Source organism: Ornithinimicrobium cerasi, assembly GCF_003702705.1.
In the GTDB taxonomy this organism is placed as follows: domain Bacteria; phylum Actinomycetota; class Actinomycetes; order Actinomycetales; family Dermatophilaceae; genus Ornithinicoccus; species Ornithinicoccus cerasi.
The window spans coordinates 53,029-77,574 of record NZ_QZMN01000002.1 but is presented as its reverse complement, the minus strand read 5'-3'; the positions used below and the strand labels follow the sequence as shown (position 1 = coordinate 77,574).

Below are 24,546 nucleotides of genomic sequence, written 5' to 3'. Positions count from 1 at the left end.
ATCGTCTCAAAGGACACCGACACCCCCTCCCAGAGGACGACACACGCAGATGGCCAGCACGCAGCCCGCCCGCTCGCCCAAGGAGATCGAGGCCGATCTCGCCGCGACCCGCAACCGACTGGCTCGCACGGTGGACGAGCTCGCCTACCGGGTCAGCCCCGAGACGATCAAGACCAACACCATCGCCTCGCTCAAGGGCAAGGCCAACGACGCCGCCTTCGACGCGGACGGCGAGCCGCGGCTCGACCGCCTCGCGAAGGTGCTGGGTGGCACCGCCGGCGCCGCGCTCCTCCTCGGGCTGCTGCGCCGCACGTTCAACAAGGGCTGACGCCCGCCCGTGATCGTCGACCAGGCGGTCTACCGGGGCGGGCAGCGTGGTGAGTGCGTCGACCTCGGCGACGCGCTCGCCCGGCTCCGGGCCGAGGGGGCGCCCGACAACGACTTCGTCTGGGTGGGCCTGAAGGATCCCAGCGCCGAGGAGTTCGCCTTCGTCGTCTCCGAGCTGGCGCTGCACCCGCTCGCGGTCGAGGACGTCCTCGCGGGCAACGAGCGCGCCAAGATCGAGGTCTACGACGACACGGTGCTGGCGGTCGTCAAGACCCTGCGCTACGTCGAGAGCACCTCCGACATCGAGACCGGCGAGATCATGGCGGTCATCGGCGACCACGTCGCCGTCACCCTGCGGCACGGCGACGTCGCGCCGCTGCACCACGTGCGCGAGCGGCTCGAGCGCCACGAGCAGCAGCTGCTGCGCGAGGGCCCCGTCGCGGTCCTGCACGCGATCGTCGACAAGGTCGTCGACACCTACCAGGAGATCGACGAGGAGGTCGCCCAGGACCTCGCCGAGATCGAGCGCGACGTCTTCGGCGGCGGCAACCAGTCCCACTCCACGACCATCTACCGCCTCAAGCGGGAGGTGCTGGAGTTCCGTCGGGCGGCGCAGCCGCTGCGGTTCTCGATGCACCAGCTCGTCGAGAAGGGGGGCATCGTGCGGTCCAAGGAGCTGCGCCTCCAGTTCCGCGACGTGGCCGACCACCTCTCGGCGGTGCTGGCCGACATCGAGTCCTACGACGCGCTGCTCTCGGACGTTCTTGCCACTCACCTCTCGCAGATCGGGGTGCAGCAGAACTCCGACATGCGCAAGATCTCCGCCTGGGCCGCGATGATCACCGTGCCCACCCTCATCGCCGGGATCTACGGCATGAACTTCGACCACATGCCCGAGCTGCACTGGCTGCTCGGCTACCCGCTGGCCCTCCTGCTGATGGTGGTGGTCGTCACCCTGCTCCACCGGACGTTCAAGCGCTCCGGCTGGCTCTGAGACGATGGCCGGGTGACCACGAGCGCGCCCGACCTCCTCACCACGGCGACCGGCCTTGCCTACCGGGTCCAGGGCGACCCGGACGGTGTCCCCGTGGTCGCCCTCCACGGCACCCCCGGCTCCCGGTTCAGCGGGACACCCTCCCGGGACGCCCTGCACGCGCTCGGTCTGCGGGTCCTCACCTTCGACCGCCCCGGGTATGGCGACTCACCCGCGGGTGAGCCCCGTCCGGTCCGCACGCTGGCGGCCGACGTCGTCGCCGTGCTGGACGCCGCCGGTCTGGTGGGTCCGGTCGGGGTGCTCGCCGGCTCGGGCGGCAGCGCCGCGGCGCTCGCCCTCGCGGCCGTCCACCCGGAGCGGGTGGCGGCCCTGACGCTGGTCTGGCCCGTCGCCCCGTGCGTGGAGGAGCCCGGCAGCCCCGGCATGGGGCGGCGCGAGTGGCTGCTCGACATGGACGACCAGCAGCGCGGCCTGCACGGTCTGGCGGTGCAGGACCCGGTGTTCCTGCGCGACCAGCTCGAGCTGCACCTCGGCGCCCATGCCGGCGCGGAGGGGATCGTCACCGACCTCGCGCAGGTCCAGGAGCCGTGGGACGTCGACCCCGGCGACGTGCGCTGCCCCGTCGACGTGTGGTGGGGGACGGACTCGTCGGTGAGCCCCGCGGGCCACGCCCGCTGGATCGCGGACCGGCTCGTCTCGTCGGCGGTGCACCGTCACGAGCTGGACGAGCACCAGTGGCACGTCCGCCGGCTGGTCGAGGTCTTCGCCACGCTGGGGGAGCGGATCGGCGCCCGTCCGCGGTCGGCGCAGGAGCTCGCCGGCGCCGCGGCGCTCGACGCCGGTGGTGGTGGGTGCGGCGGGGACGCGCTGGGCGGGTGCGCGTGCGGCGCCGGGGGCTGCGCCTCGTCAGCCTGAGCCACCCTCCCGACCTGACCCTCCCGCTCGCGCAGCCGCCCCTCGCCCCAACTCACAGGCGCCAACCATGTCGCCCGGCAGATGCATCACCGTGGGGGTGGGACTTTCCCCCTGTGAGTTGAGAGCGGGCACCGCGGCCACCCCCGTCGGGTCGTCCAGCTAGGTCCTGATCGCCTCGCCGGTGGCCGCGTGGACGGGAGAGGCCCAGGCGGCGCTGGAGTCGCGGACCAGCACGATCCGTTCGCCCGTGGCGAGGCGGGGTCCCACCCACACCGGGGTGTCCGCGTCCAAGGACCAGGCAGCCTGGACGGGGGCGGTGACGGAGCGGCCACCTCGGCCCCTGACCGACACCTTCCGTCCGGAGCGGGCGGTGACGGTCGCCCGCTCGAGGTGGGTCCACTCCCGGGTATGCCGCAGGCCCGCGGCCCGGCGCGTCTCCGCGGCCAGCTGCACCAGCAGGGCGAGCCCCGCGATCCCGCCGCCGAAGAGGAGGGACCCGGTCAGCGTGCTGTCGCGGAGCCACAGCCGCACCGCGACGAGCACCGTGCCGGCCAGCAGCCACCCCACGACGAGCGGCACCGCGTTGACCCGGGAGGCACGGTGCAGGGCACGCAGCGCCTCCTCCTCCGTGAGCGAACGCCCGGCCATCAGCGTCCGGGCCGTCCCACGCTCAGCCCACCTCGTCGCGCGCGGCCACGAACGCCTCGACGCAGGTGCGGACGTCCTGCTCGGAGTGCGCGGCGGACAGCTGCACCCGGATGCGGGCCCGGCCCTTGGGCACGACCGGGTAGGAGAAGGCGATGACGTACACGCCCCGGGCGAGCATGGCGTCCGCGACCTGCGAGGCCGTGCGCGCCCCGTCCTCGCCGGGGAACATGACCGGCACGATGGGGTGCTCGCCGGGGAGCAGCTCGAAGCCGGCCTCGGTCATGAGGGAGCGGAAGAGCTCGGCGTTGCGGCGCAGCACCCTGCGCGGCTCGTCGGAGTCGCGCGCGATCTGCAGGGCCTTGAGCGACCCGGCGACGACCGAGGGGGCGACCGCGTTGGAGAAGAGGTAGGGCCTGGCGCGCTGCTTGAGCAGCTCGACGACCTCCGTGGGGGCGGCGACGAAGCCGCCCGATCCGCCGCCGAGCGCCTTGCCGAGGGTGCCGGTGACGATGTCCACGCGGTCCATCACCCCGCAGGCCTCGTGGGAGCCGCGGCCACCCTCGCCGACGAAGCCGGTGGCGTGGGAGTCGTCGACCATGACCATCGCGCCGAACTCCTCGGCGAGGTCGCAGATCTCCGCCAGGGGGGCCAGGTAGCCGTCCATCGAGAACGCGCCGTCGGTCACGACCAGCGTCCTGCGGGCACCGGCGTCCCTCGCGGCCTCCAGCTGGGCGCGCAGGTCGTCCATGTCGCGGTTCTTGTAGCGGAACCGCTGCGCCTTGCACAGCCGGACCCCGTCGATGATCGAGGCGTGGTTGAGCTCGTCGGAGATCACCGCGTCCTGCGGCCCGAGGAGCACCTCGAAGATGCCGCCGTTGGCGTCGAAGCAGGAGGGGAAGAGGATCGAGTCCTGGGTCCCGACGAAGTCGGCGATCGCCGTCTCCAGGTCGCGGTGCTGGGTCTGGGTGCCGCAGATGAACCGCACCGACGCCATACCGAAGCCCCAGTCGTCCAGGGCTGCGTGGGCGGCGGCGACGATGTCGGGGTGGTCGGCCAGCCCGAGGTAGTTGTTCGCGCAGAAGTTCAGGGCCTCTCCGCCGGTGGTCCCGATGTGCGAGGACTGCGGGGTGGTGATGAGGCGCTCACGCTTGGTGAGGCCGTCGGCCTCGATCTGGTCCAGCTCCGCGCGCAGCTGGTCACGCACTGCATACATGGCTCTCCTCAGCTCCAGTCCAGAATGACCTTGCCGACCTCGCCGGAGCGGGCGACGTCGAAGGCGTCCTGCCACTGCTCGGCAGGGAAGCGGTGGGTGATGACCGAGCGGACCCGGTCGCGCAGCACCTCGGAGGTCTGCAGCATGAAGGTCATCTTGTACCAGGTGTCGTACATCTCCCGGCCGTAGATCCCCTTGAGGGTGAGCATGTGGGTGATGACCTTGCCCCAGTCGATCGCGAACGGCTCCCCGGGCAGCCCGAGCAGCGCCACCTTGGCCCCGTGCGTGCAGTTCTCGATGAGTTCGGCGACCGCCTTCGGGCTGCCGGACATCTCCAGCGCCACGTCGAAGCCCTCGCTCATCCCCAGCTGCTCCTGGGCCGAGGCGATCCGTTCCCTGCCCACGTTGACGACCACGTCGGCCCCGGCCTCCCTGGCGAGCGCCAGGCGGCCGTCCGACAGGTCGGTCACCACGACATACCTCGCCCCTGCGTGCCGGGCGATCGCCGTGGCCATCACCCCGATCGGCCCGGCCCCGGTGATGAGCACGTCCTCCCCGGTCAGCGGGAACGAGAGGGCGGTGTGCACCGCGTTGCCCAGCGGGTCGAACAGCGCGCCCAGCTCGGGGTCGATGAGGTCCGGCTGGGCCCACACGTTGGTGTGCGGCACCACGACGTAGTCGGCGAAGGCGCCGTCCCGGTTCACCCCCAGGTTGGAGGTGCGCACGCACATCTGCTGCCGGCCCGCCCGGCAGTTGCGGCAGGCCCCGCAGACCACGTGCCCCTCGACGGAGACCCGCTGGCCGACCCGGAGCCCGTATCGCTCGTCGTCGGAGACGCCCTCGCCCAGCTCGACGACCTCGCCGTAGAACTCGTGGCCCACCACCAGCGGCGGCCGGAGCATCGACGCGGCCCAGTCGTCCCAGCCCTCGATGTGCAGGTCCGTCCCGCACAGTCCCGCCCGCAGCACCCGGATCTTCACCTCACCCGGCCCCGGGTCCGGCTCCGGGACGTCCCTGAGCTCCAGACCGGGCCCGGCGGTGGGCTTCACGAGTGCGCGCATGGACCCATCCTCGCGTATGTCGTCAGGCACCCTGGAGGTGGTGCTCGACCCCGCGCGTTTTGGGTCGGAACGCCCTGCGGTGCTAGAGTTTTCTGCTGTTGCGCCTATAGCTCAATTGGCAGAGCAGCTGACTCTTAATCAGCGGGTTCGGGGTTCGAGTCCCTGTGGGCGCACGGTTCCGGAGGGGCAGGTCGACACGACCTGCCCCTTCGTCGTGCCCGTGCTTGACTGGCCGGGTGACCGACCAGCACCAGGAAGCACGCCAGACCGTGAGCCGCGCGAAGAGCTCGGAGGAGTTCCACGCCGCCGACGACCAGGCGCCTGACGGCCCGACCGACCTGCCCGCACCGGACTGGAAGGCGACGCTGAAGCGCACGGTGGCCGAGTTCGGCAGCGACGGGGGGACCGACCTCGCGGCCGCGCTGACCTACTACAGCGTGCTGTCCATGTTCCCCATGCTCATCGCGTTCGTCTCGGTCATCGGGCTCTTCGGCAACCCGACCGCCACGGTGAGCTCGCTCCTCGACATCCTCGACCAGATGGGCGCCGGCACGCAGCTGGAGGCGGTGCGGCCGGTCATCGAGAACCTCGCGAGCAGCGAGGCGGCCGGGCTGGCGTTCGTCCTGGGTCTGCTCGGTGCGCTGTGGGCGGCCTCCAACTACGTCAACGCCTTCAGCCGGGCGATGAACGCGATCTACGAGGTCGAGGAGGGCCGGCCGGTCTGGAAGCTGCGTCCCTGGCTGCTGCTGCTGACCTTCGTCATCCTCATCATGATCGTGCTCGTCGCGGGCTTGCTGGTCCTCTCCGGCTCGGTCAGCGAGGTGATCTTCGGGGCGATCGGGCTGAGCGGGGCGTTCACGACCGTCTGGAACATCGCCAAGTGGCCGGTCATGTTCGTGGTGGTCGTGCTCATCGTGGCGCTGCTCTACTGGGGGACCCCCAACGTGCGCCCGCCGTCGTTCCGCTGGGTCAGCCCCGGTGCGATCCTCGCCATCGTGGTGTGGGCGATCGCCTCCGCCGGGTTCGGCTTCTACGTCTCCAACTTCGGCTCCTACAACGAGACGTACGGCACCCTGGCCGGGGTCGTCGTCCTGCTGCTGTGGCTGTGGCTGACCAACGTCGCCCTGATCTTCGGCGCCGAGTTCGACGCCGAGCTCGAGCGGGGCCGCGAGCTTGCCGCCGGGATGCCGGCCGAGGAGGTCATCCAGCTCCCGCCGCGCGACGCCCGGGGCACCGAGAAGAAGGCCGAGAAGTCCGCCGCGCTGGTGCGTGAGGCGCGCGAGCTGCGGATGACCGCGGCCGGACGGTTGCGGGGGGCGGGCCGCAAGGTCGGCCTCAAGGGGCGCGGCCGCGACTGAGGGTCGCGTTTCGGATCACTCCCGGGCAGGGGGTAGGATGGTCCGCGTTGTCCGGACGCACCCCAGGTGCGCAGGGTGACGCATGGTGGGTGTAGCTCAGCAGGTAGAGCGCCGCGTTGTGGTCGCGGATGTCGCGGGTTCAAGTCCCGTCACTCACCCCAGGTAGGAACGACAGCCAGACATCGTCGAAGGTAGGCCCCGATCTCCGCGCCAGGCGGGTATCGGGGTCTACCTGTTCTCACCAGCAGCGACGACGGCGTCGGTGGGACGTCGACGAGGTCCTCCGAAACCCTGCAGGTGGGTCGGAGGTGGAAAAATCATTCATGGGTATTCTCCGGGGCTGGTGCACGTCCCCATGGGGCACTTTTGCCAAAACGTGACCGAACCTGTCAAACCTTTACTCATTAACGGGTGCAATTGGTCAGAGCGGGGTCTGGCAGGAGCTAGGGTCTTCGCTCGGACAATATGTTCGCGGAGGTGTTGCCCGGGCCGATGAAAAACGCCTGGTCAGAATTGTTTCGCAATTGACTTTATTCTCCTTCCATGGTCGACTGGCTTTTCTGCTACATCCGCGCTCTGCGCTCAGTCTGGGGCTTTCATGCCATCCCACGCCATCGTTCAACAATCTTTCCTGCCCCGAAAACTCTTCGCCATGATTCTCGGTCTGGGGATCACTCTGGCCCTGGTCGTCATGACCGGGGTGGGCCCGGTTGCCGCTGTTCCTCGCGTCGGTCTCGGGACTGCAGCCGGCTACGCCGTCCTCGCCGGTTCCACAGTGACCAACACCGGGCCCTCCGTGATCAACGGCAACCTGGGCGTATCCCCCGGGTCCGCCGTCACGGGATTCCCACCCGGCCTGGTCAACGGCGAGATCCACGCGGCCGACGCACCGGCCGGCATCGCGCAGAACGATCTCACCATCGCCTACAACGACGCGGCCGGTCGACCGACCGACGTGACGATCACCGCCGACCTCGCCGGACAGACGCTCACCCCGGGGGTGTATACCGGGGCGACCCTCGCCCTCAACGGACAGCTGACGCTCGATGGTGCGAATGAGACGGACCCAGTGTTCATCTTCCAGGCCGCCAGCACCCTGATCACGGGCTCGAGCAGCTCGATCGTGTTCATCAATGGCGCCGATGCGTGCGATGTCTACTGGCAGGTGGGCAGTTCCGCGACGCTCGGGACCGCCACGGCCTTCGCCGGGACCGTGATGGCGCTCACCTCGATCACGGCCACCACCGGCGTGACCGTGCAGGGTCGCCTCCTGGCCCGCAACGGGGCGGTTACCCTGGACACCAACACCATCACCGTCCCCACGTGCATCGACGAGCCGGAGCCGACCGAGCCGGAGCCGACCGAGCCGGAGCCGACCGAGCCGCAGCCGACCGAGCCGCAGCCCACGGAGCCGGAGCCGACCGAGCCGCAGCCGACCGAGCCGCAGCCGACCGAGCCGCAGCCCACGGAGCCGCAGCCGACCGAGCCGCAGCCGACCGAGCCGCAGCCGACCGAGCCGCAGCCGACGGAGCCGCAGCCGACGGAGCCGCAGCCCACGGAGCCGCAGCCCACGGAGCCGCAGCCCACGGAGCCGCAGCCCACGGAGCCGCAGCCCACGGAGCCGCAGCCCACGGAGCCGCAGCCCACGGAGCCGCAGCCCACGGAGCCGCAGCCCACGGAGTCGCAGCCCACGGAGCCGCAGCCCACGGAGCCGCAGCCCACGGAGCCGCAGCCGACCGAGCCGCAGCCCACCGAGCCGCAGCCCACCGAGCCGCAGCCCACCGAGCCGCAGCCCACGGAGCCGAGTGACGGTCAGATCAAGACCTGGCCGGTCGGAGGTGTGCAGACCGGCGGTTCACCTGCCGGCGGGATGGATGCCCTGATGCTCGCAGCTGGTCTCCTGGCCATCGTCATCGGTCTCGGCGGACTGGTCATGACCCGCTCCACGGGCTCCCACCGGGTGATGTGACCGCTCGACACCGGGCAGCGCGACACCGGGCAGCAGATCACAGCCATCGCCAGGTGGCTGTGACCTGCTGCTGGGCCCTCCTCGCCCTGGGGCTGTCCACCCTCATGATCGCCGAGGACTGGCCGTGGGTCCCCGCCGATCTCAGGGCTGCCGCGGCGCCTGCCGTCGCCGGCGTCCCTGCCCTGCCTGCGGGGCCTGCTGCCGACGACCCGCCTGGTCTCGTGACTCGCGCGGCCACGCCGACGGTCGCCGAGCGGCCGGAAGCGCCCCGGCCGAGCGAGGCGCAGGGCGAGACGCCGCTGCCAGAGGTGAAGGCGGTACCGGCCGAGGGCCCGGACGCGTCCCCTCGCGACGCGACGCAGGATCCGGCGCCGCCCACGTCCGACCAGGCAGACGCGAAAGCGCCGACAGGACGGCCCTCGACTCTGCAGGTAGCGGCGATCGGGGTCAGCTCGGTCCTGCAGCCACTGGGTCTGAACGCCGACGGGACGCTCGAGGTCCCCGCCTCCGGCGCGCTCTACGACCAGGCGGGGTGGTTCACAGGGTCACCGCGGCCGGGCGACGACGGTCCGGCGGTGCTGCTGGGTCATGTCGACGGTGCCGCCGGAGTCCCATCGGTCTTCTATCGGCTCGCCGAGCTGGCGTCGGGTCACCGGGTCACCGTCAGCCGAGAGGACGGGACGCAGGTCGATTTCGAGGTCTACCGCGTCGAGCAGCACCCCAAGGACTCCTTCCCTACGGCAGCCGTCTACGGCGACACACCCGGACCGGAGCTTCGACTGATCACCTGTGCCGGGTCCTGGGACCCGGGAACCGGTCACTACCGGGACAACACGGTGGTCTACGCGAGGATCGTCGCGGGGACCTGACCCGGACGTTCACACCCCCGGGACGAAGATTCGCCGGTGCGCGGTGATCGTCCGCAGCAGCGACTCCTCGCGGGCGGCCCAGTGGGCGTCGGGGCCCTGCAGGTTGACGTGCTTGCGCACCATCGCCAGCTCGCCGCTCTCGTCCTGGAAGGCGAGCATCGCCCGCTCGGCCCGTCGTCCACCTGCCTGCCGGGCCCACTGCCGAGCCCGGCGCCGCTCGCCCGGGTCGGCCAGCATCGCGACCTCGGCCGGGGTGTACCAGCCGTTGAGGCCGTAGCCGGTGAGCAGGTCCCGGAGCAGCCTCGACTCACGCCGTGAGGCCCAGCGCAGGAGCAGGAGGAACCCGACGAACAGTGGCACCTGGACGATGGCGAAGATCGCCACGAAGGACTCTGCGGCCGCGACCGCGCTGTAGTTCCACAGCGCGTGCAGCAGCACCGCCGCCGCCAGGCCCAGCAGCACGACCCAGACGGAGGAGGCCCGGCGCCGGTGCGCGACGAGGCCCAGCGCCAGGCCGATGCAGACGGTGAACATCGGGTGGGCGAAGGGGCTGACCAGGCAGCGCATGATGAACAACCCCACCAGCCCGGGGGTGCCCACCTCGAGGTAGGCGTTGCCGAGGTAGAGGATGTTCTCCACGAAGGCGAAACCGGCGGCGACGATCCCGGCGTAGACGATGCCGTCCGTGACCCCGTTGAACTCGCGCCGGGCCACCAGGAAGATGAGCAGCACCCCCAGGCCCTTGGCGACCTCCTCGGTCACCGGCGCCACGACGACCGCCCCGATGACCAGGGGGTCCTCGTGCAGGCCGCCGAAGAAGGCGACCCCGAGCTCGTTGAGCACGATGGCCATCAGGGTGGAGATCAGGGCACCCCAGAGGAAGGCGAACCAGAGCAGCCGCGCGGGCTCGGCCTCGAGCCGGTCGACCCACAGGAACGTCGGTACGACGATCCCCAGGGCGAGCGTCGAGGTCGCCAGGGCCAGCCCGACGGTGACCAGGCCGAGGGACTCGGTGAGGAGCGCCCCCATCACCAGCGCCGCGAGCGCGAAGACGGTGAGCACGGCGCTCCACACCAGGACACGGCGGATGAGGGGCCGTCGGGTGACGTTGCGGGGTGAGGGCGCGTCCGGCTGATAGGTCATCAGGTGCTCCCACCCGGACCCGTCCGGGGCAGGCTGGGACGAGCGGGCGGGCTGGACCATGGCGCCGAGGTTACCCGTCAGCCGGGAGGGTTAGGCTCTCCCGTCGTGGCTGCTGAACGCATCGTCTGGATCGACTGCGAGATGACCGGGCTCGACCTGGTCGCCGACGCCCTGGTGGAGGTGGCCTGTCTGGTGACGGACGCCGAGCTCACCGTGCTGGGCGAGGGCGTCGACGTCGTCATCCGCCCGCCGCGCGAGGCCATGGAGCAGATGACCGACTTCGTCCGCGACATGCACACGACCTCCCGCCTCATCGAGGTGCTCGAGCAGGGCATCACCCTGGAGGAGGCGCAGGCACGGGTGCTGGCCTACGTGCGGGAGCACGTACCGGAGCCGCGGAAGGCGCCGCTCGGCGGCAACACCGTGAGCACCGACCGGGCCTTCCTGGCGAGGGACATGCCCGAGCTCGACGCCCACCTGCACTACCGCATCGTCGACGTCTCCTCCCTGAAGGAACTGGCCCGCCGCTGGTACCCCCGCGCCTACTTCAACGCCCCCGCCAAGACCGGAGGCCACCGCGCCCTCGGCGACATCGTCGACAGCATCGCCGAGCTGCGCTACTACCGGGAGGCGATCTTCGTGCCGCAGCCAGGCCCGGACACCGCCACCCTGAAGCAGATCGCCGCCCGCCACACCCGCACCGACGGCTGAGACGGGCCGGCGCGGCACACCCGCTGCTGCCTCGGCCGAGACGGACCGGTAATCCACGAGGAACGGCTCCCCGAGCCTCGGTCCCAGCCATTGCGCCGGGGCCGATCCTGCGCGAGGATCGTCCTGTTGGTAGTTGTCCGACCGGGGGCTCAGCAACGTCTCTCGATGATGCACAGTGGCCGGTCCAACCCGCGCTGAAACGCGTGCACGACATCGATTCGTCGCCTCCCGAAGTTTACCTCGGTCGTCAGCGACGGATCACCCTCATGACTCGGGGAAGGGTCAGATCGTGACGTACAACATCGAGGACCCTGGCGTCTGGCGCCAGGTCGGCAGGCTGGACGGTCTACAGAAGGTCCGGGACGGGGGTGACGATTTTGGTTGGGGAACGGTGCCGACCAAGAAGCAGCAGCTGACTTTCTCCGGCGAGATCGGGGTCTACAAACTGGTCCGCACGGCCGCGACTCTGGAAGATGATTTCTACCTCCTCGTGGGAACCGTCTTCCACGGGATCTCCGGCTCTCCGGACAAGCCGGAAGCCAACTGGGTCTCGGTCGGGTTCTTCGCGAACTACCACTCGTTGGTCATCTCCTCCCCGACACCGCACGCCAAGGTGGTCGAGTTCGGGCCCAACAGCACGGTGGAGCAGGTGAGCGTCAGCTTCACCCTCGGCGGGAGCGTCGGTGGGGGCGGCGGTGTCGGGCCGGACGGTCCCGAGGGATCAGCCGAGATCGGACTGAACGCCAGCGTCGGTGTCAGCTTCTCCTCGGACTCCGTCAGGTTCGCCGCACGTCCGACCCTCAGCTCGATGGAGTGGCGGACCGACCTGCCGGGCGTGGGATTCGTCTCGCCGGCAGTGCCCGCCAACCCGTTCCGGGCCTCCTACGCCGGGTACGAGTGGAGCCCGGCACTGATCTACCGCGTGCCTGTCGGGGCCGACTTCAAGGTCACGGCCACGCTGTCGGTCGACTTCGAGTACGACTGGACGAGAGGTATCACCGCACGGTCCTTCACCGACTCGGTCACCAGCTCCTACCCGCCCGCCGCAGAGGAGGCGACGACCGGGGTGGAGGGTCAGCAGCCACCCAGCATGACGATCCTGGAGACACTCAGATCACTCGCCTCCCAGGGGCCGGGTCAGCCGGGGCAGACGGACACCTTCCTGGCAGCGCTGGAGTCGGACTGGCTCACCGACGCCTTCGGCGACAGCAATCTGCAGACCCTGGTCATCGTCCCGACTAACCAGGCGATCGCGGACTACCTCGACGCTCACCCGGACGTCGCGCTGCAGAGCGGTGGCCCGCTGAGTCCGCGGTGGCTGTCCGAATGGCTGAGCAGGCACCTGTTCAACATCGTGCCTGTCACCACGGGCCCGGACCTGGATCAGGCGGGCATGCCGCCAGGTGAGTACATCGCGTGCACGGACGGCCTGATCTGTCTCACGGACCGCTTCGACGACGAGGATCACGCGGCCCAGGTGCGCGAGGCCCTGGCCCGCTCGGCGAGGGCGTAGCGACCGGCGCGCACCGGACTGGGACGCGGCTCCGACGTGGCCCGCGGCCCAGTCCGGTGCTCGGACGCCCCACGCGGGGGAGGACAGCACCCGCTCGTGCGCCCCCGGCGCGACTCGAACGCGCAACCTACGGATTAGAAGGCCGGTGCTCTATCCATTGAGCTACGGGGGCCTGACCGCAACCGAGTGTAGGCGGACCCGCCGATAGGATCACCTCCCATGACCGAGGGGAACGCGGGGGCCGACCAGCCCCTGGCGGCGCTGCGCGCACAGATCGACGACGTGGACTCCCAGATCCTCGACCTCCTCGCCCGGCGGCTGGAGCTGGTGGGTGAGATCGGGGAGGTCAAGGGACGGCACGGGCTGCCGATCTACGCCCCCGACCGCGAGGCGGCGATGATCTCCGCCAAGCGCGCGCTCGCCGCCCAGCGCGGGCTGTCGCCGGACCTCGTCGAGGACGTGCTGCGGCGCTGCATGCGCGAGTCCTACACGCACGAGAAGAACATGGGCTTCACCCGCCGGGCCCCCGACCTGGGGCCGGCGGTGGTCGTCGGCGGCGGGGGCCGGATGGGTTCCCTCTTCGCGCGGATGCTCACCCTCTCCGGGTATGACGTGCGCGTGGTCGAGCGCGACGACCCGCCCGAGCAGGTGGCCCGCTCGGTCGCGGACGCCGGCCTGGTCGTGGTCTCGGTGCCGATCCACGACACCGTCGCCGTGCTGCGCTCGCTGCCCCCGCTGCCCCCCGGCTGCCTGCTGGTCGACCTCACCTCCACCAAGCGAGCGGTGATGGCGACGATGCTCGAGGTGCACCCGGGGCCGGTCCTGGGGCTGCACCCGATGTTCGGCCCCGACGTGGACAGCCTCGCCAAGCAGGTCGTGGCGGTGGTGCCCGGCCGCGACGAGGCCGCGTCCCGGTGGCTGGTCGAGCAGATCCGGCTGTGGGGCGCGCGGGTGCACGAGCTGCCGGCTGAGACGCACGACGAGCTGATGGGGCTGATCCAGGCGCTGCGGCACTTCTCGACGTTCGTCTACGGCTGGCACCTCGCCCACGAGGACCACGACCTGGACGAGCTGCTCGCGCTGTCGTCGCCCATCTACCGGCTGGAGCTGGTCATGGTCGGCCGGCTGTTCGCCCAGGACGCCGAGCTCTACTACGACATCATCACCGCCTCCCCGGACGTCGTGGCGCTCATCCAGCGCTACCTGACCCGCTACGCGCAGGCCTTCGAGCTGCTGCTGCGGGGGGACCGGGAAGAGTTCGTGGCACGGTTCCGGGAGATCGGGAACTGGTTCGGCGACCATGCCGAGACCTTCCTGGCGGAGTCCCGCGGCCTGCTCGCGCACGCCGACGCGACGCGCTGAGGTCGGTTCACTTTGGTTGCGGCTCCCCGAGTTGCGAAACTAGGGGCGTGACCTCAGACCCCGCTGTCCTTCTCGCTGCCGTCGAAGGGCTGCGGGCGTCGGTCGGCGCCGTGCGCCTGCCCCTGGACCTGGAGGGCGCCGACGCGGCGCGGACCAGCCAGCGCGAGCTGGTCCAGCAGCTTGACGACTACGTCCTTCCCCGGCTCCGCTCGCTCGACGCCCCGCTGCTGGCGGTGGTCGGGGGGTCCACCGGCGCGGGCAAGTCGACGATCGTCAACTCGGTCGTCGGGGAGGACGTCACGGCCACCGGGGTGATCCGGCCCACCACCCGGGCCTCCGTGCTCGTGCACCACCAGGCGGACACGCGCTGGTTCACCGACAAGCGGGTGCTCCCCGGGCTGGCCCGGGTCGTGGGGGAGCGCAGCCTCACCTCGGACGACCCGGGCTCGGTGCGGCTGGTGCCCTCCGGCGCGCTGCCCTCCGGGCTGGCGCTCCTGGACGCACCGGACATCGACTCGGTGGTGCAGGCCAACCGCTCGTTGTCCAAGCAGCTGCTCTCCGCCGCCGACCTCTGGCTCTTCGTCACCACCGCCGCCCGGTATGCCGACGCCGTCCCCTGGGACCTGCTGCGCGAGGCCAGCGAGCGCGGCACCTCGGTCGCCGTCGTGCTCAACCGGGTGCCACCGGAGGCGCTCTCGCAGATCCGGCTGCACCTCGCGTCGATGCTCAAGGAGCAGGGGCTGGGCAAGTCGCCGATCTTCACGATCAACGAGGTCGACCTGGACGACGGCCGGATCCCGGGGAGCGACGTCCGGCGGCTGCGGGGCTGGCTGGAGTCGCTCGCCGGCGACGCGCGGGCGCGCTCGGTCGTGATCCGGCGGACCCTGGCCGGGACGCTGGGATCCCTCGGCGCCCGCGCCGAGGGCCTCGTCGTGGCCGGAAGGGCGCAGGACGCCGCGCGGGACGTGCTCGCGGAGGCGCCGCGCGCGGCATACTCCGACGCCCTCGCCGGGGTCGAGGCGGGGATCAACGACGGCTCGTTGCTGCGCGGCGAGGTGCTCGCGCGCTGGCAGGAGCTGGTCGGGACGGGGGAGTTCCTGCGCTCGGTCGAGGTCGGGGTCGGTCGGATGCGCGACCGGGTCGGGGCGTGGTTCACCGGCAAGCAGGTCACCTCCGAGCCCCTGGGCGAAGCACTGCAGACCGGCGCCGCGGCGCTCATCACCTCCCACGGCCAGGTCGCGGCGAGCACCGCCACCCGCGCGTGGAAGTCGGCCGCCGGCGGCCCGCAGCTGCTGGAGGCGCATCCGGAGCTGGGCAAGGCCTCGCCCGACTTCCCCGAGACGGTGGAGCGGCTCATCCGGGACTGGCAGCGCGAGATCTTCGAGCTGGTCCGTGAGGAGGCGGGGTCGCGACGGGCCACGGCGCGCTACCTGGCCTTCGGGGTCAACGGGCTGGGCGTGCTGCTGATGATCGTGGTCTTCCACGCCACGGTGTTCATCCCGACGGGGGCCGAGGTGGCGGTGGGAGCGGGGTCGGCGGTCCTGGCCCAGCGGCTCCTGGAGGCCGTGTTCGGTGACCAGGCCGTCCGGAAGATGGCGGTCAAGGCGCGTGACGCGCTGATGGAGCGGACCCAGCAGCTCTACGACGACGAGCGGGCCCGGTTCGAGCGGGCCCTGGAGGAGGTACCGGTGGACGCGAGCGCGATCGCCGAGCTGCAGGCGGCCGCGTCCACGGTGGAGGGGGCCCGATGATCGGGCGCCGGAAGTCGTCGCAGGGCCAGCTGCCGCTCACCGAGCGGGCCGAGGCCCTGCGCGCCGGCCTGGACGTCGGTGGGGATCAGCTCGACCCGCAGGAGGCGGGACGGGCGCGGGCCGTGGTGGCGCGGGCGGAGGAGCGATGGGCCCTCAAGGGCGGGCGCACCGTGGTCGCGCTCGCGGGGGCGACCGGCTCGGGCAAGTCGAGCCTGTTCAACGCCCTCGTCGGGGAGGACGTCTCGGTCATCAGCCCGCGCCGACCGACGACCGCCGAGGCGGCGGCCGCGGTGTGGGGCGAGGAGGAGTCGGGGGAGCTGCTGGACTGGCTGGGCATCCACAACCGTCACCATGTGACCCCCACCCCGGAGAACATCCCGCTCGAGGGCCTGGTCCTCGTGGACCTGCCCGACTTCGACTCGCGGGAGCTGCGGCACCGCGTCGAGGCCGACCGGATCCTGGAGCGCGCGGACGTGTTCGTGTGGGTGGCCGACCCGCAGAAGTACGCCGACGCGCGGATGCACGACGACTACCTGCGACCGTTGCGCCATCACGAGACCGTGATGCTGGTCGTGCTCAACCAGGCCGACCGGCTCCGCGGCGAGGGCGACCTCGACAGGGTCCGCGACGACCTGCGTCGTCTGGTCCGCAGCGACGGGGCGGGTGACCACGAGGTGATCGCGACCTCCGCGCGGATGGGCACCGGCCTGGACGAGCTGCGCGGGCGCATCGGCAGCGTCGTGCGGGCCCGCACCGCCGCCGAGGCACGTCTCGCCGGCGACGTGCGCACCGCCGCGGAGCACGTCGGCGAGGGCGTGGCTCCCGCCACGCCGACCTTCTCCGAGGAGGCCGACGGTCGGCTGCACCAGGCGCTCAAGGTGGCCTCCGGGGTGCCCGTCGTGCTCGACGCCGTGGAGCGCGACTACGTCCGCCAGTCGCACGCGCGGGCCGGCTGGCCGGTGACCCGGTGGCTGTCCGGGCTGCGCCCCGACCCGCTCAGGCGGCTGCGCCTGGGCGACGACAGCGCCGGCCCGGCCGGGATCGCCCCGTCCGACGTGCGCGCCGTCCTGGGCCGCTCCTCGTTGCCGAGCCCCACGCCGGCGGCCCGTGCCAACGTGCAGCTGGCGACGCGGCAGGTCGCCGAGCAGGCCGGGGCGCCACTGCCCCCACGCTGGGCGGACGCGCTCGTCGAGGCGGCGATCCCGGACGAGGACACGCTGTCGGACGCCCTCGACCAGGCGGTCGTCGGCACGCCCCTGCGGACCCGGACCCCTGTCTGGTGGCCGGTGGTCGGGGTCCTGCAGCTCCTCCTCGTGGCGGCGGCGGTGGTCGGTCTGCTGTGGCTCGTGCTGCTGGCCGTCCTGGGCTGGGCGCAGATGCCGGTGGACGCGCCGTTCTGGGGGCCGGTCCCGGTGCCGCTGGCGCTGCTCGTGGGTGGGTTGCTCGGCGGGCTCCTGCTGGCGGTCCTGTCCGCGGCCGCGGCGCGGGTCGGCGCGCGGCGCCGTCGCCGGGTGATCGAGGAGCGGCTGGACGAGGCCATCGACGAGGTGTCCTACCAGCACGTGCGGCGGCCGGTCCTGGCCGTGCTGGACCGGCACGAGAAGACGCGTCAGCACCTGGAGCGCGCCGCCTCCTGACGGCTGCCGGGCGGGGCGGCGCCACGGCTGCGGGTCCGGGGCGGCGCCACGGCTGCGGGCCGGGCGGTCGCCCCGGTAGCCTCGGGACGACCCCCGAGGAAGGACCCGACGTGGCGACGAGCTGCTCGCACCTGGACCAGGTGCGCGACGTCATACCCTCCGCCGACGGGTGCGAGGACTGCCTGCGCACCGGCGACAGGTGGGTCCACCTGCGGCTGTGCATGACCTGCGGGCACGTGGGGTGCTGCGACAGCTCGCCCAACAAGCACGCGACGGCGCACTGGCGCGCCGTCGGGCATCCCCTCGTCCGGTCCTTCGAGCCGGGCGAGGACTGGTGGTGGTGCTACGCCGACGAGCTGGGGTTCGAGGTGCCCGGGGCGGCACCGTCACCGTCGCACGGCTGAGGCCCGCCCGTCCACACCCTCCTCCGGCGTGACGGCGTCGTCCACAGCCCTGGCCCGCGGGGTTCCCGGGACCCTGCCCCGGGCAGCAGGGTGGGGGCACGGCCCGTCGCCGACGGGCGCGACCAAGGAGGGGAACGATGGTGGACAGCAGGATGACGATCATGGGCAACCTGACCCGCGACCCGCAGCTGCGGATCGGCAGCCGGTCCGGGGAGCCGTTCGCGGTGCTGGCCGTGGCGGTCAACAACCGACGCCACGACAAGGAGTCGGGCCGGTGGGTGACGACGGGCACGACCTTCTTCGACGTGCTCTGCTGGCGCGACATGGGGGCGAACGCGCTGCTGACGTTCAAGAAGGGCGACCCGGTCATCGCCCACGGGCGCTTCCGGCTCAGCGAGTGGTCGACCGAGAAAGGCACCAGGGCCAACGCGACGATCGACGCCGACGCCGTCGGCCCGGACGTGTCGTTCGGGACGGCGAGCTTCGCCAAGGGCAGCGTCGGCTACGGCCTGGACCGCGTGGACGAGTACCACCCCGAGGAGGAGATCCCCGACGCGGACCGGCTGGAGGAGTACGCCGACGAGAACGGGGAGGTGAGTGACGAGGCCGCCGCCGAGCTGCTCGCCCACGAACCGGCGGCCTGAGACCGGGTACGCCGAGGGCCCCGGCGCCGGTCCGGGGCCCGTCGGCGATTCGGAGCGCCGCCGCGCGGCCGATACCCTGGGACGCATGGCCGAATTCATCTACACCATGTCGCGCGCCCGCAAGGCGGTCGGCGACAAGGTGATCCTCGACGACGTGACGATGTCCTTCTACCCCGGCGCCAAGATCGGCGTCGTGGGACCGAACGGCGCCGGCAAGTCGACGATCCTCAAGATCATGGCCGGCATGGACCAGCCCTCCAACGGTGAGGCGCGCCTCAGCCCCGGCTACAGCGTGGGCATCCTCCTGCAGGAGCCGCCGCTCACCGAGGACAAGACGGTTCTCGGCAACGTGCAGGAGGGCCTGGGGGAGATCAAGGGGAAGGTCGACCGCTTCAACGAGATCGGCGAGCTGATGGCCGACCCGGACGCGGACTTCGTGGCGCTCATGGCCGAGATGGGCACGCTGCAGGAGGAGATCGACCACGCCGACGCCTGGGACCTCGACGCCCAGCTCGAGCAGGCCATGGACGCGCTGCGCTGCCCGCCCCCGGACGCCGACGTCACCGTCCTCTCCGGTGGAGAGCGTCGCCGCGTCGCGCTGTGCAAGCTCCTGCTCTCCAAGCCCGACCTGCTGCTGCTCGACGAGCCCACCAACCACCTGGACGCCGAGTCCGTGCAGTGGCTGGAGCAGCACCTGGCCTCCTACCACGGCGCCGTGCTCGCCGTGACGCACGACCGGTACTTCCTCGACAACGTCGCCCAGTGGATCGCCGAGGTGGACCGCGGTCACCTCTACCCCTACGAGGGCAACTACTCGACGTACCTGGAGAAGAAGCGCGAGCGCCTGGCCATCGCGGGCAAGAAGGACGCCAAGCTGGCCAAGCGCCTGGAGACCGAGCTGGCCTGGGTGCGCTCCAACCCCAAGGCCAAGCAGACCAAGAGCAAGGCACGCCTCGCCCGCTACGAGGAGATGGCGTCCGAGGCCGAGAAGACGCGCAAGATGGACTTCGAGGAGATCCAGATCCCCCCGGGTCCCCGCCTGGGCAGCCAGGTGATCGAGGTCAAGGACCTGCGCAAGGGTTTCGGTGACCGGGTGCTCATCGACGGGCTGTCGTTCACCCTGCCCCGCAACGGGATCGTCGGCGTCATCGGGCCCAACGGTGTCGGCAAGACGACGCTGTTCAAGACCATCGTCGGGCTCGAGGACGCGGACAGCGGCACGGTCCGGGTCGGGGACACGGTCAACATCAGCTATGTGGACCAGTCCCGCGAGGGCCTCGACCCGCAGAAGTCCCTCTGGGAGGTCGTCTCCGACGGGCTCGACTTCATCCAGGTGGGCCAGGTGGAGATCCCCAGCCGCGCCTACGTCAGCCAGTTCGGCTTCAAGGGTCCTGACCAGCAGAAGAAGGCGGGCGTCCTCTCCGGCGGTGAGCGCAACCGGCTGAACCTCGCCCTGACCCTCAAGCAGGGAGGCAACCTGCTGCTGCTCGACGAGCCCACGAACGACCTCGACGTGGAGACGCTCGGCTCCCTGGAGAACGCGCTCGAGGCGTTCCCCGGCTGCGCCGTCGTCATCAGCCACGACCGGTGGTTCCTCGACCGCGTGGCGACGCACATCCTCGCCTACGAGGGGACCGAGGAGGACCCGGCCAGCTGGTACTGGTTCGAGGGCAACTTCCAGGCCTACGAGGACAACAAGGTGGAGCGGCTCGGCGTCGAGGCGGCCCGCCCGCACCGCGTCACCTACCGCAAGCTCACCCGCGACTGACCCCGCCCCGTCCCGGTGGCACGCCGAGGCAGGCCCGAGCCCCCGCTCCCGCAGCGTGAGGGCCTCGGGCCTGCCCGCGTCCGGATGCCGGTCGACGGATCGTGGCCCACGGTGGTCGACTTCCTCGTCGCGACCACGGCCGACGCGCAGGGGGTATGGCGTCGCGTCCGGGCGGGGGAGGTGCTCCTGGGCGACGGGACACCGGTGGGGGCCGGCACGACCTACCAGCCGGGGGCGGCCGTCTACCTGTACCGCGACCTGCCGCGGGAGGTCGAGGTCCCGGGCGAGGTGAGCGTGCTCCTGCGCGACGACGACACCGGCCTTCTCGTCGTGGACAAGCCGCCGTTCCTGGCGACCATGCCGCGGGGCTCGCACGTCGTGCAGACGGTGGTCGTCCGCCTGCGGCGGGAGCTCGACCTCCCCGAGCTCGCCCCGGTCCACCGGCTGGACCGGCTGACGAGCGGGGTCCTGCTGCTCACCACCCGCCGCGGGTCCAGGGCCCCGTACCAACAGATGGTCCAGGCCGGCGGGCTGCGCAAGACGTACGAGGCGCTGGCGCCGTTCCGGCCGGACCTGCCGCTGCCCGTGACCGTCCGGGACCGGCTGGTCAAGCACAGAGGGCAGCTGCAGGCACGGGTGGAGCCCGGGGAGCCGAACGCCGAGTCCACGGTCGAGCTGCTCGAGCCGGGCGACCCCGCCCGCTACCGGCTCACGCCCGCGACCGGGCAGACCCACCAGCTGCGGGTGCACCTCGCCGGCCTCGGCATCCCGATCGTCGGCGACCCGCTGTACCCCACGGTGCGGCAGGTCGAGCCCGACGACCTCACCACCCCTCTGCAGCTCGTGGCGCGCGAGGTGACCTTCACCGACCCGCTCACCGGAGGGGCCCGACGCATCACCTCGCGCCGCGCCCTGCCCGTCGTCCCTCCGGCCGGGGCCGGCTCGGGACGCTAACGCCGGGAGCGCGCGGCCCGCTGCCCGCCGAGCATGCCGAGCAGCGGCGAGCCCGCACCGAGGAGGAAGCCGAGGTCGTACCAGTTCCCGGTGCGCTCCACGTCATACACCGGGAAGCGCTCCCACGCCCCGAACACGTGCGCTACCCACACGACCCAGGCCGTGACCCCGTTCCAGACTCCCCACAGCAGGTCCTGCCACCACATCGCGCTCTTCCTCTCCGTCCCGCACCTTGTGACCCCCTCATCGTGCCACCAGGACGGTGCCACGCGACGGTGTCGTGGACGGCGTCCGTCCGGGGCGACCCCTACGGTGAGGAGCATGGGACTGGAGAACATCGTCATGCAGGCGCGCGACCCGTCTACCACCGGCCGGTTCTGGTCGGCCGCGCTCGGTCTCGTCGACGGCACCCCGGCCTTCCCGGGGGACTACGAGGGGCGCCTCGACCTGGGGGGAGGGGCCTGGATCGACGTCTGCATCGAGCCGGTCGCGGACCCTCCGCCGCCGGGCTGGCGGCTGCACCTGGACCTGCTCGGCGGCGCCGAGCAGGATCAGGTCGTCGCGCGCCTCCGGGACCTCGGCGCCCGCCCCCTCGACGTCGGGCAGCGGGGGGTGCCGTGGGCGGTCCTCGCCGACCCGGACGGCAACCCGTTCTGCGTGATGGAGGAGCGGGAGGTCTACCGCGGCACCGGACCGATCGCGGCCCTGCCCCTGGACAGCGCGGACCCGGAGCGCGACGGCGAGCTGTATGCCGCGATGACCGGCTGGGTGCCGACAACGGGGGTGGCGCCGGTGAGCCTGCGGCACCCGGCCGGCCGCGGCCCGCTGCTGGAGCTGTGCCCCGAACCGGCACCCAAGGTGCGGCAGAACCGCACCCACCTCGACGTGCGCCCCGATCCCGGCGGGCCGGACCAGCAGGAGACGGTGGAGCTCGCGCTCTCCCTGGGAGCCACCCGCGCGACCGAGGACTGGGCCCAGGGCCACTCGTGGGTCGTGCTCCGTGACACCTCGGGCAACGAGTTCTGCGTGCTGGCCGACCCGGCCTGACACGATGGGCCGATGACCGAGACCCCCGTCCCCATCGGCGACTACGCCGTCGTCGGTGACCTGCGCACGGCGGCCCTCATCTCCCCGCAGGGGAGCGTCGACTGGATGTGCCTCCCGCGCTTCGACTCACCGTCCGTGTTCAGCGCCCTGCTGGGCACGGCCGACAACGGCCGCTGGCTGGTGACCGTGGTCGACGGCGAGGTGGGCGAGCGGGCATACCTGGAGGACACCTTCGTCCTGCGGACCCGGTGGCGGGCGCCGGGCGGGACGGCGGAGTCGCTCGACTGGATGCCCGTCGACGGGTCCCGCTCGGACCTGGTGCGGCAGGTCCGGTGCACCTCCGGCGAGGTCGAGGTCGTGCAGGACCTGTGCATGCGCTTCGACTACGGGCAGATCGTCCCGTGGGTCCGCCGGGCCCGGGTCGACCGCCCGGACGGCTCCGCGGAGGAGGTCCTCCACGCGATCGGTGGACCGGCGTCGCTGACCCTGCACGGCCCGCTCCCGCACCCGGTGACGGGGCACCGCAGGCACGCGGCACGGCATACCCTGCGCGCGGGGGAGGAGCTGACGTGGGTGATGACGGGCCAGGAGTCCTGGCGCGACCTGCTGCCGATGATCGACGTCGCCCCGCACCTGGAGGAGACGGTGCGCGACTGGCGTGGCTGGGCCGCGCCCATCGAGGTCGAGGGGCCGTGGGCGGACCAGGTGCGCCGGTCGCTGCTCGTGCTGCGTGCGCTCACCCACCGCGAGACGGGCGGCATCGTCGCGGCGGCCACCACGTCGCTGCCGGAGGAGCTCGGTGGCTCGCGCAACTGGGACTACCGCTTCACCTGGTTGCGCGACTCCGCCCTCACCCTGGAGGCGATGATGGCGCACGGCTTCGACGCGGGGGCCACCGCCTGGCGGGACTGGCTGCTGCGCGCCGTCGCCGGTGACCCCGAGGACCTGCTGATCATGTACGGGCTCGGCGGCGAACGGGACCTCGCCGAGCGCGAGCTGCCCCACCTGCCGGGGTATGCCGGTTCCCGCCCGGTCCGGATCGGCAACGGGGCGGTGGGCCAGTACCAGGCCGACGTCGTCGGGGAGGTCCTGATCGCGCTGGGGCAGCTGCGCGACGGCGGCCGCGCCGAGGACCGCTACTCGTGGGCGCTGCAGCAGTCGATGCTCGACCTGCAGGTGCGGCGGTTCGACCACAAGGACCACGGGATCTGGGAGATGCGGGGGGACCCGCACTTCTTCACCCACGGGCGGGTGATGATGTGGGCCGCCTTCGACCAGGGGGTCCGCGCGGTCGAGGAGCACGGTCTGCCGGGGGACGTGGAGACCTGGCGGCGGCTGCGCGACCGGCTGCGCGAGGAGGTGGAGAGCCAGGGGGTCGGCCCGGACGGGGCCTTCCGCCAGACCTACGACACCACGGAGGTGGACGCGTCCCTGCTGCAGCTGCCGCAGACCGGCTGCTTCGACTACGACGACCCGCGCATGCTGGCGACGGTCGCACGGATCGAGGCCGAGCTGACGGACACCGACGGGCTGGTGCACCGCTACCGGACGAAGGAGGGGGTGGACGGACTGCCCGGGGACGAGGGGTCGTTCCTCATCTGCAGCTTCTGGCTGGTGGAGCAGTATGCGCACACCGGCCGCCTCGACGATGCGGTCTCCCTCATGGAGCGGCTGGTGGGGACGGCGGGCGAGCTCGGGCTCCTCGCGGAGGAGTACGACGCCCGGAGCGGTCAGCTGCTCGGCAACTACCCGCAGGCGTTCAGCCACCTGGGCCTGATACGCGCCGCGGACGCCATCGAGCTCAACCGGGCAAGGGCGGGGGAGCGTCCCGCGGGCCGCTACGGGACCGCCGCGCGATGCTCGCGCTCCGCCTGAGCAGCGGGCGCCGGCCACCACGTGGGACGCCGGCCCCCCAGGGGGGCCGGCGCCGGCCACGGTGCTGGGTGACGTCCACCATCAGGGGGGCCGCGCTGACGCCCGACCGAGGATGAGGGGACCCACCCGGTGGGCGGAGTGGGCCTCGTCGTCCACCCCGCCTGGTGGACCGACGCGGGACGGGGCCGCGGCGGTCGCGGGGGGGGTGGCCCCCCTGCCCTCGGTCTCCTCGGGGAACTCAGCGGCGACGATCGCCTCGAACTCCTCCCGCAGCCACTCGTCGTCCGCGCAGACGAGATCCCAGAAGGCCTCGTCAGGCGAGACCGTGACCGGGTCGGAGGGTCCAGCGTGGGAGTAGCTCACCTCGTCCACCGCCTCGCAGG

The 24,546-nt window shown here is 71.9% G+C and carries 23 protein-coding genes and 3 tRNA genes; 19 read left to right on the top strand and 7 right to left on the bottom strand.

Translation table 11 applies throughout. From position 1 onward, the window contains the following. Positions 1–49 precede the first annotated feature (49 nt). Genes D4B81_RS02285 through D4B81_RS02275 form a run of 3 tightly spaced genes read left to right on the top strand, consistent with a single transcriptional unit; the run spans position 50 to position 2,236 of the window. Positions 50–328 (top strand): DUF3618 domain-containing protein, encoded by a 279-nt coding sequence (locus D4B81_RS02285; RefSeq protein ID WP_097186877.1) that lies wholly within the window; start codon positions 50–52, stop codon positions 326–328. Positions 329–337: 9 nt separating this feature from the next. Continuing rightward, entirely contained in the window at positions 338–1,321 is a 984-nt protein-coding gene (gene corA / locus D4B81_RS02280; protein WP_122260910.1) for a magnesium/cobalt transporter CorA, read from the top strand. Positions 1,322–1,333: 12 nt separating this feature from the next. Next, the gene (locus D4B81_RS02275) at positions 1,334–2,236 is read left to right on the top strand and encodes an alpha/beta fold hydrolase (RefSeq protein WP_122260909.1); all 903 of its coding nucleotides are present in this window, start codon (positions 1,334–1,336) and stop codon (positions 2,234–2,236) included. Positions 2,237–2,395: 159 nt separating this feature from the next. Here D4B81_RS02275 and D4B81_RS02270 read toward each other — a convergent pair whose 3' ends face one another. From D4B81_RS02270 to tdh, 3 genes are read right to left on the bottom strand one after another with little or no spacing between them, the layout of a single operon-like run. Next, on the bottom strand, positions 2,396–2,884 hold the full coding sequence (locus D4B81_RS02270; RefSeq protein WP_122260908.1) for a hypothetical protein: 489 nt from the start codon (positions 2,882–2,884) through the stop codon (positions 2,396–2,398). Positions 2,885–2,906: 22 nt separating this feature from the next. After that, positions 2,907–4,097, bottom strand: coding sequence for a glycine C-acetyltransferase (locus D4B81_RS02265; protein WP_122260907.1), 1,191 nt, complete (start codon positions 4,095–4,097; stop codon positions 2,907–2,909). An 8-nt stretch (positions 4,098–4,105) separates the two neighbouring features. Continuing rightward, complete coding sequence (tdh, locus tag D4B81_RS02260; protein ID WP_122260906.1) at positions 4,106–5,158, bottom strand: L-threonine 3-dehydrogenase; 1,053 nt, start codon at positions 5,156–5,158, stop codon at positions 4,106–4,108. Between the two features lie 100 nt (positions 5,159–5,258). Here tdh and D4B81_RS02255 point away from each other — a divergent pair. From D4B81_RS02255 to D4B81_RS02235, 5 genes are all read left to right on the top strand, one after another. Continuing rightward, positions 5,259–5,331 (top strand) — tRNA-Lys (locus D4B81_RS02255). A 63-nt stretch (positions 5,332–5,394) separates the two neighbouring features. Beyond that, the gene (locus D4B81_RS02250; protein ID WP_122260905.1) at positions 5,395–6,516 is read left to right on the top strand and encodes a YihY/virulence factor BrkB family protein; all 1,122 of its coding nucleotides are present in this window, start codon (positions 5,395–5,397) and stop codon (positions 6,514–6,516) included. Positions 6,517–6,601: 85 nt separating this feature from the next. Then, positions 6,602–6,677, top strand: a tRNA-His gene (locus tag D4B81_RS02245). 491 nt (positions 6,678–7,168) lie between these two features. Beyond that, on the top strand, positions 7,169–8,485 hold the full coding sequence (locus tag D4B81_RS18660; RefSeq protein ID WP_237565760.1) for an ice-binding family protein: 1,317 nt from the start codon (positions 7,169–7,171) through the stop codon (positions 8,483–8,485). A gap of 53 nt (positions 8,486–8,538) precedes the next feature. Further along, a complete protein-coding gene (locus tag D4B81_RS02235; protein WP_237565759.1) occupies positions 8,539–9,354 on the top strand; it encodes a class F sortase in 816 nt (271 codons plus the stop codon). Positions 9,355–9,363: 9 nt separating this feature from the next. On the opposite strand, the gene D4B81_RS02230 is transcribed toward D4B81_RS02235, so the two are convergent. Then, a complete protein-coding gene (locus tag D4B81_RS02230) occupies positions 9,364–10,557 on the bottom strand; it encodes a PrsW family intramembrane metalloprotease (RefSeq protein WP_122260903.1) in 1,194 nt (397 codons plus the stop codon). Between the two features lie 45 nt (positions 10,558–10,602). On the opposite strand from D4B81_RS02230, the gene orn reads away from it, so the two are divergent. Together orn and D4B81_RS02220 are read left to right on the top strand one after the other, a co-directional pair. After that, positions 10,603–11,208 (top strand): oligoribonuclease, encoded by a 606-nt coding sequence (gene orn / locus D4B81_RS02225; RefSeq protein ID WP_097186869.1) that lies wholly within the window; start codon positions 10,603–10,605, stop codon positions 11,206–11,208. Between the two features lie 289 nt (positions 11,209–11,497). Continuing rightward, complete coding sequence (locus D4B81_RS02220; RefSeq protein ID WP_122260902.1) at positions 11,498–12,721, top strand: hypothetical protein; 1,224 nt, start codon at positions 11,498–11,500, stop codon at positions 12,719–12,721. Positions 12,722–12,820: 99 nt separating this feature from the next. Here the strand turns inward: D4B81_RS02220 and D4B81_RS02215 are convergent. Further along, positions 12,821–12,893: transfer RNA gene (locus tag D4B81_RS02215), tRNA-Arg, on the bottom strand. 47 nt (positions 12,894–12,940) lie between these two features. Here D4B81_RS02215 and tyrA point away from each other — a divergent pair. From tyrA to D4B81_RS02180, 7 genes are all read left to right on the top strand, one after another. Further along, positions 12,941–14,083, top strand: coding sequence for a bifunctional chorismate mutase/prephenate dehydrogenase (gene tyrA / locus D4B81_RS02210; RefSeq protein ID WP_122260901.1), 1,143 nt, complete (start codon positions 12,941–12,943; stop codon positions 14,081–14,083). Positions 14,084–14,130: 47 nt separating this feature from the next. Then, on the top strand, positions 14,131–15,834 hold the full coding sequence (locus D4B81_RS02205) for a dynamin family protein (RefSeq protein WP_122260900.1): 1,704 nt from the start codon (positions 14,131–14,133) through the stop codon (positions 15,832–15,834). Continuing rightward, positions 15,831–17,471 (top strand): YfjP family GTPase, encoded by a 1,641-nt coding sequence (locus tag D4B81_RS02200; RefSeq protein ID WP_122260899.1) that lies wholly within the window; start codon positions 15,831–15,833, stop codon positions 17,469–17,471. The genes D4B81_RS02205 and D4B81_RS02200 overlap by 4 nt, the downstream gene beginning before the upstream one ends. Before the next feature lie 110 nt (positions 17,472–17,581). Next, positions 17,582–17,875 (top strand): ubiquitin carboxyl-terminal hydrolase 14, encoded by a 294-nt coding sequence (locus D4B81_RS02195; RefSeq protein ID WP_122260898.1) that lies wholly within the window; start codon positions 17,582–17,584, stop codon positions 17,873–17,875. A gap of 137 nt (positions 17,876–18,012) precedes the next feature. Beyond that, positions 18,013–18,519, top strand: a complete 507-nt coding sequence (locus D4B81_RS02190) for a single-stranded DNA-binding protein (RefSeq protein WP_097186863.1) — start codon at positions 18,013–18,015, stop codon at positions 18,517–18,519. An 85-nt stretch (positions 18,520–18,604) separates the two neighbouring features. Next, positions 18,605–20,287, top strand: a complete 1,683-nt coding sequence (ettA, locus tag D4B81_RS02185; RefSeq protein WP_122261109.1) for an energy-dependent translational throttle protein EttA — start codon at positions 18,605–18,607, stop codon at positions 20,285–20,287. An 84-nt stretch (positions 20,288–20,371) separates the two neighbouring features. Further along, positions 20,372–21,241 (top strand): pseudouridine synthase, encoded by an 870-nt coding sequence (locus D4B81_RS02180; RefSeq protein ID WP_122260897.1) that lies wholly within the window; start codon positions 20,372–20,374, stop codon positions 21,239–21,241. On the opposite strand, the gene D4B81_RS02175 is transcribed toward D4B81_RS02180, so the two are convergent. Continuing rightward, on the bottom strand, positions 21,238–21,447 hold the full coding sequence (locus D4B81_RS02175; protein WP_097186860.1) for a hypothetical protein: 210 nt from the start codon (positions 21,445–21,447) through the stop codon (positions 21,238–21,240). The two genes, D4B81_RS02180 and D4B81_RS02175, sit on opposite strands and share 4 nt — an antisense overlap. 115 nt (positions 21,448–21,562) lie before the next feature. Here D4B81_RS02175 and D4B81_RS02170 point away from each other — a divergent pair, with 115 nt between their 5' ends. Beyond that, on the top strand, positions 21,563–22,288 hold the full coding sequence (locus D4B81_RS02170; protein WP_122260896.1) for a VOC family protein: 726 nt from the start codon (positions 21,563–21,565) through the stop codon (positions 22,286–22,288). A 12-nt stretch (positions 22,289–22,300) separates the two neighbouring features. After that, the gene (locus D4B81_RS02165; RefSeq protein WP_122260895.1) at positions 22,301–24,163 is read left to right on the top strand and encodes a glycoside hydrolase family 15 protein; all 1,863 of its coding nucleotides are present in this window, start codon (positions 22,301–22,303) and stop codon (positions 24,161–24,163) included. Between the two features lie 81 nt (positions 24,164–24,244). Here the strand turns inward: D4B81_RS02165 and D4B81_RS02160 are convergent, their stop codons facing one another. Next, on the bottom strand, positions 24,245–24,535 hold the full coding sequence (locus D4B81_RS02160; protein ID WP_122260894.1) for a hypothetical protein: 291 nt from the start codon (positions 24,533–24,535) through the stop codon (positions 24,245–24,247). Between the last annotated feature and the right edge of the window lie 11 nt (positions 24,536–24,546).

Coding starts and splice junctions, on each gene's coding strand:
- D4B81_RS02285 (WP_097186877.1), top strand. CDS start 50: ATGGCCAGCACGCAGCCCGCCCGCTCGCCCAAGGAGATCGAGGCCGAT.
- D4B81_RS02270 (WP_122260908.1), bottom strand. CDS start 2,884: ATGGCCGGGCGTTCGCTCACGGAGGAGGAGGCGCTGCGTGCCCTGCAC.
- D4B81_RS02265 (WP_122260907.1), bottom strand. CDS start 4,097: ATGTATGCAGTGCGTGACCAGCTGCGCGCGGAGCTGGACCAGATCGAG.
- tdh (WP_122260906.1), bottom strand. CDS start 5,158: ATGCGCGCACTCGTGAAGCCCACCGCCGGGCCCGGTCTGGAGCTCAGG.
- D4B81_RS18660 (WP_237565760.1), top strand. CDS start 7,169: ATGATTCTCGGTCTGGGGATCACTCTGGCCCTGGTCGTCATGACCGGG.
- D4B81_RS02230 (WP_122260903.1), bottom strand. CDS start 10,557: ATGGTCCAGCCCGCCCGCTCGTCCCAGCCTGCCCCGGACGGGTCCGGG.
- tyrA (WP_122260901.1), top strand. CDS start 12,941: ATGACCGAGGGGAACGCGGGGGCCGACCAGCCCCTGGCGGCGCTGCGC.
- D4B81_RS02200 (WP_122260899.1), top strand. CDS start 15,831: ATGATCGGGCGCCGGAAGTCGTCGCAGGGCCAGCTGCCGCTCACCGAG.
- D4B81_RS02190 (WP_097186863.1), top strand. CDS start 18,013: ATGGTGGACAGCAGGATGACGATCATGGGCAACCTGACCCGCGACCCG.
- ettA (WP_122261109.1), top strand. CDS start 18,605: ATGGCCGAATTCATCTACACCATGTCGCGCGCCCGCAAGGCGGTCGGC.
- D4B81_RS02180 (WP_122260897.1), top strand. CDS start 20,372: ATGCCGGTCGACGGATCGTGGCCCACGGTGGTCGACTTCCTCGTCGCG.
- D4B81_RS02175 (WP_097186860.1), bottom strand. CDS start 21,447: ATGTGGTGGCAGGACCTGCTGTGGGGAGTCTGGAACGGGGTCACGGCC.
- D4B81_RS02170 (WP_122260896.1), top strand. CDS start 21,563: ATGGGACTGGAGAACATCGTCATGCAGGCGCGCGACCCGTCTACCACC.
- D4B81_RS02165 (WP_122260895.1), top strand. CDS start 22,301: ATGACCGAGACCCCCGTCCCCATCGGCGACTACGCCGTCGTCGGTGAC.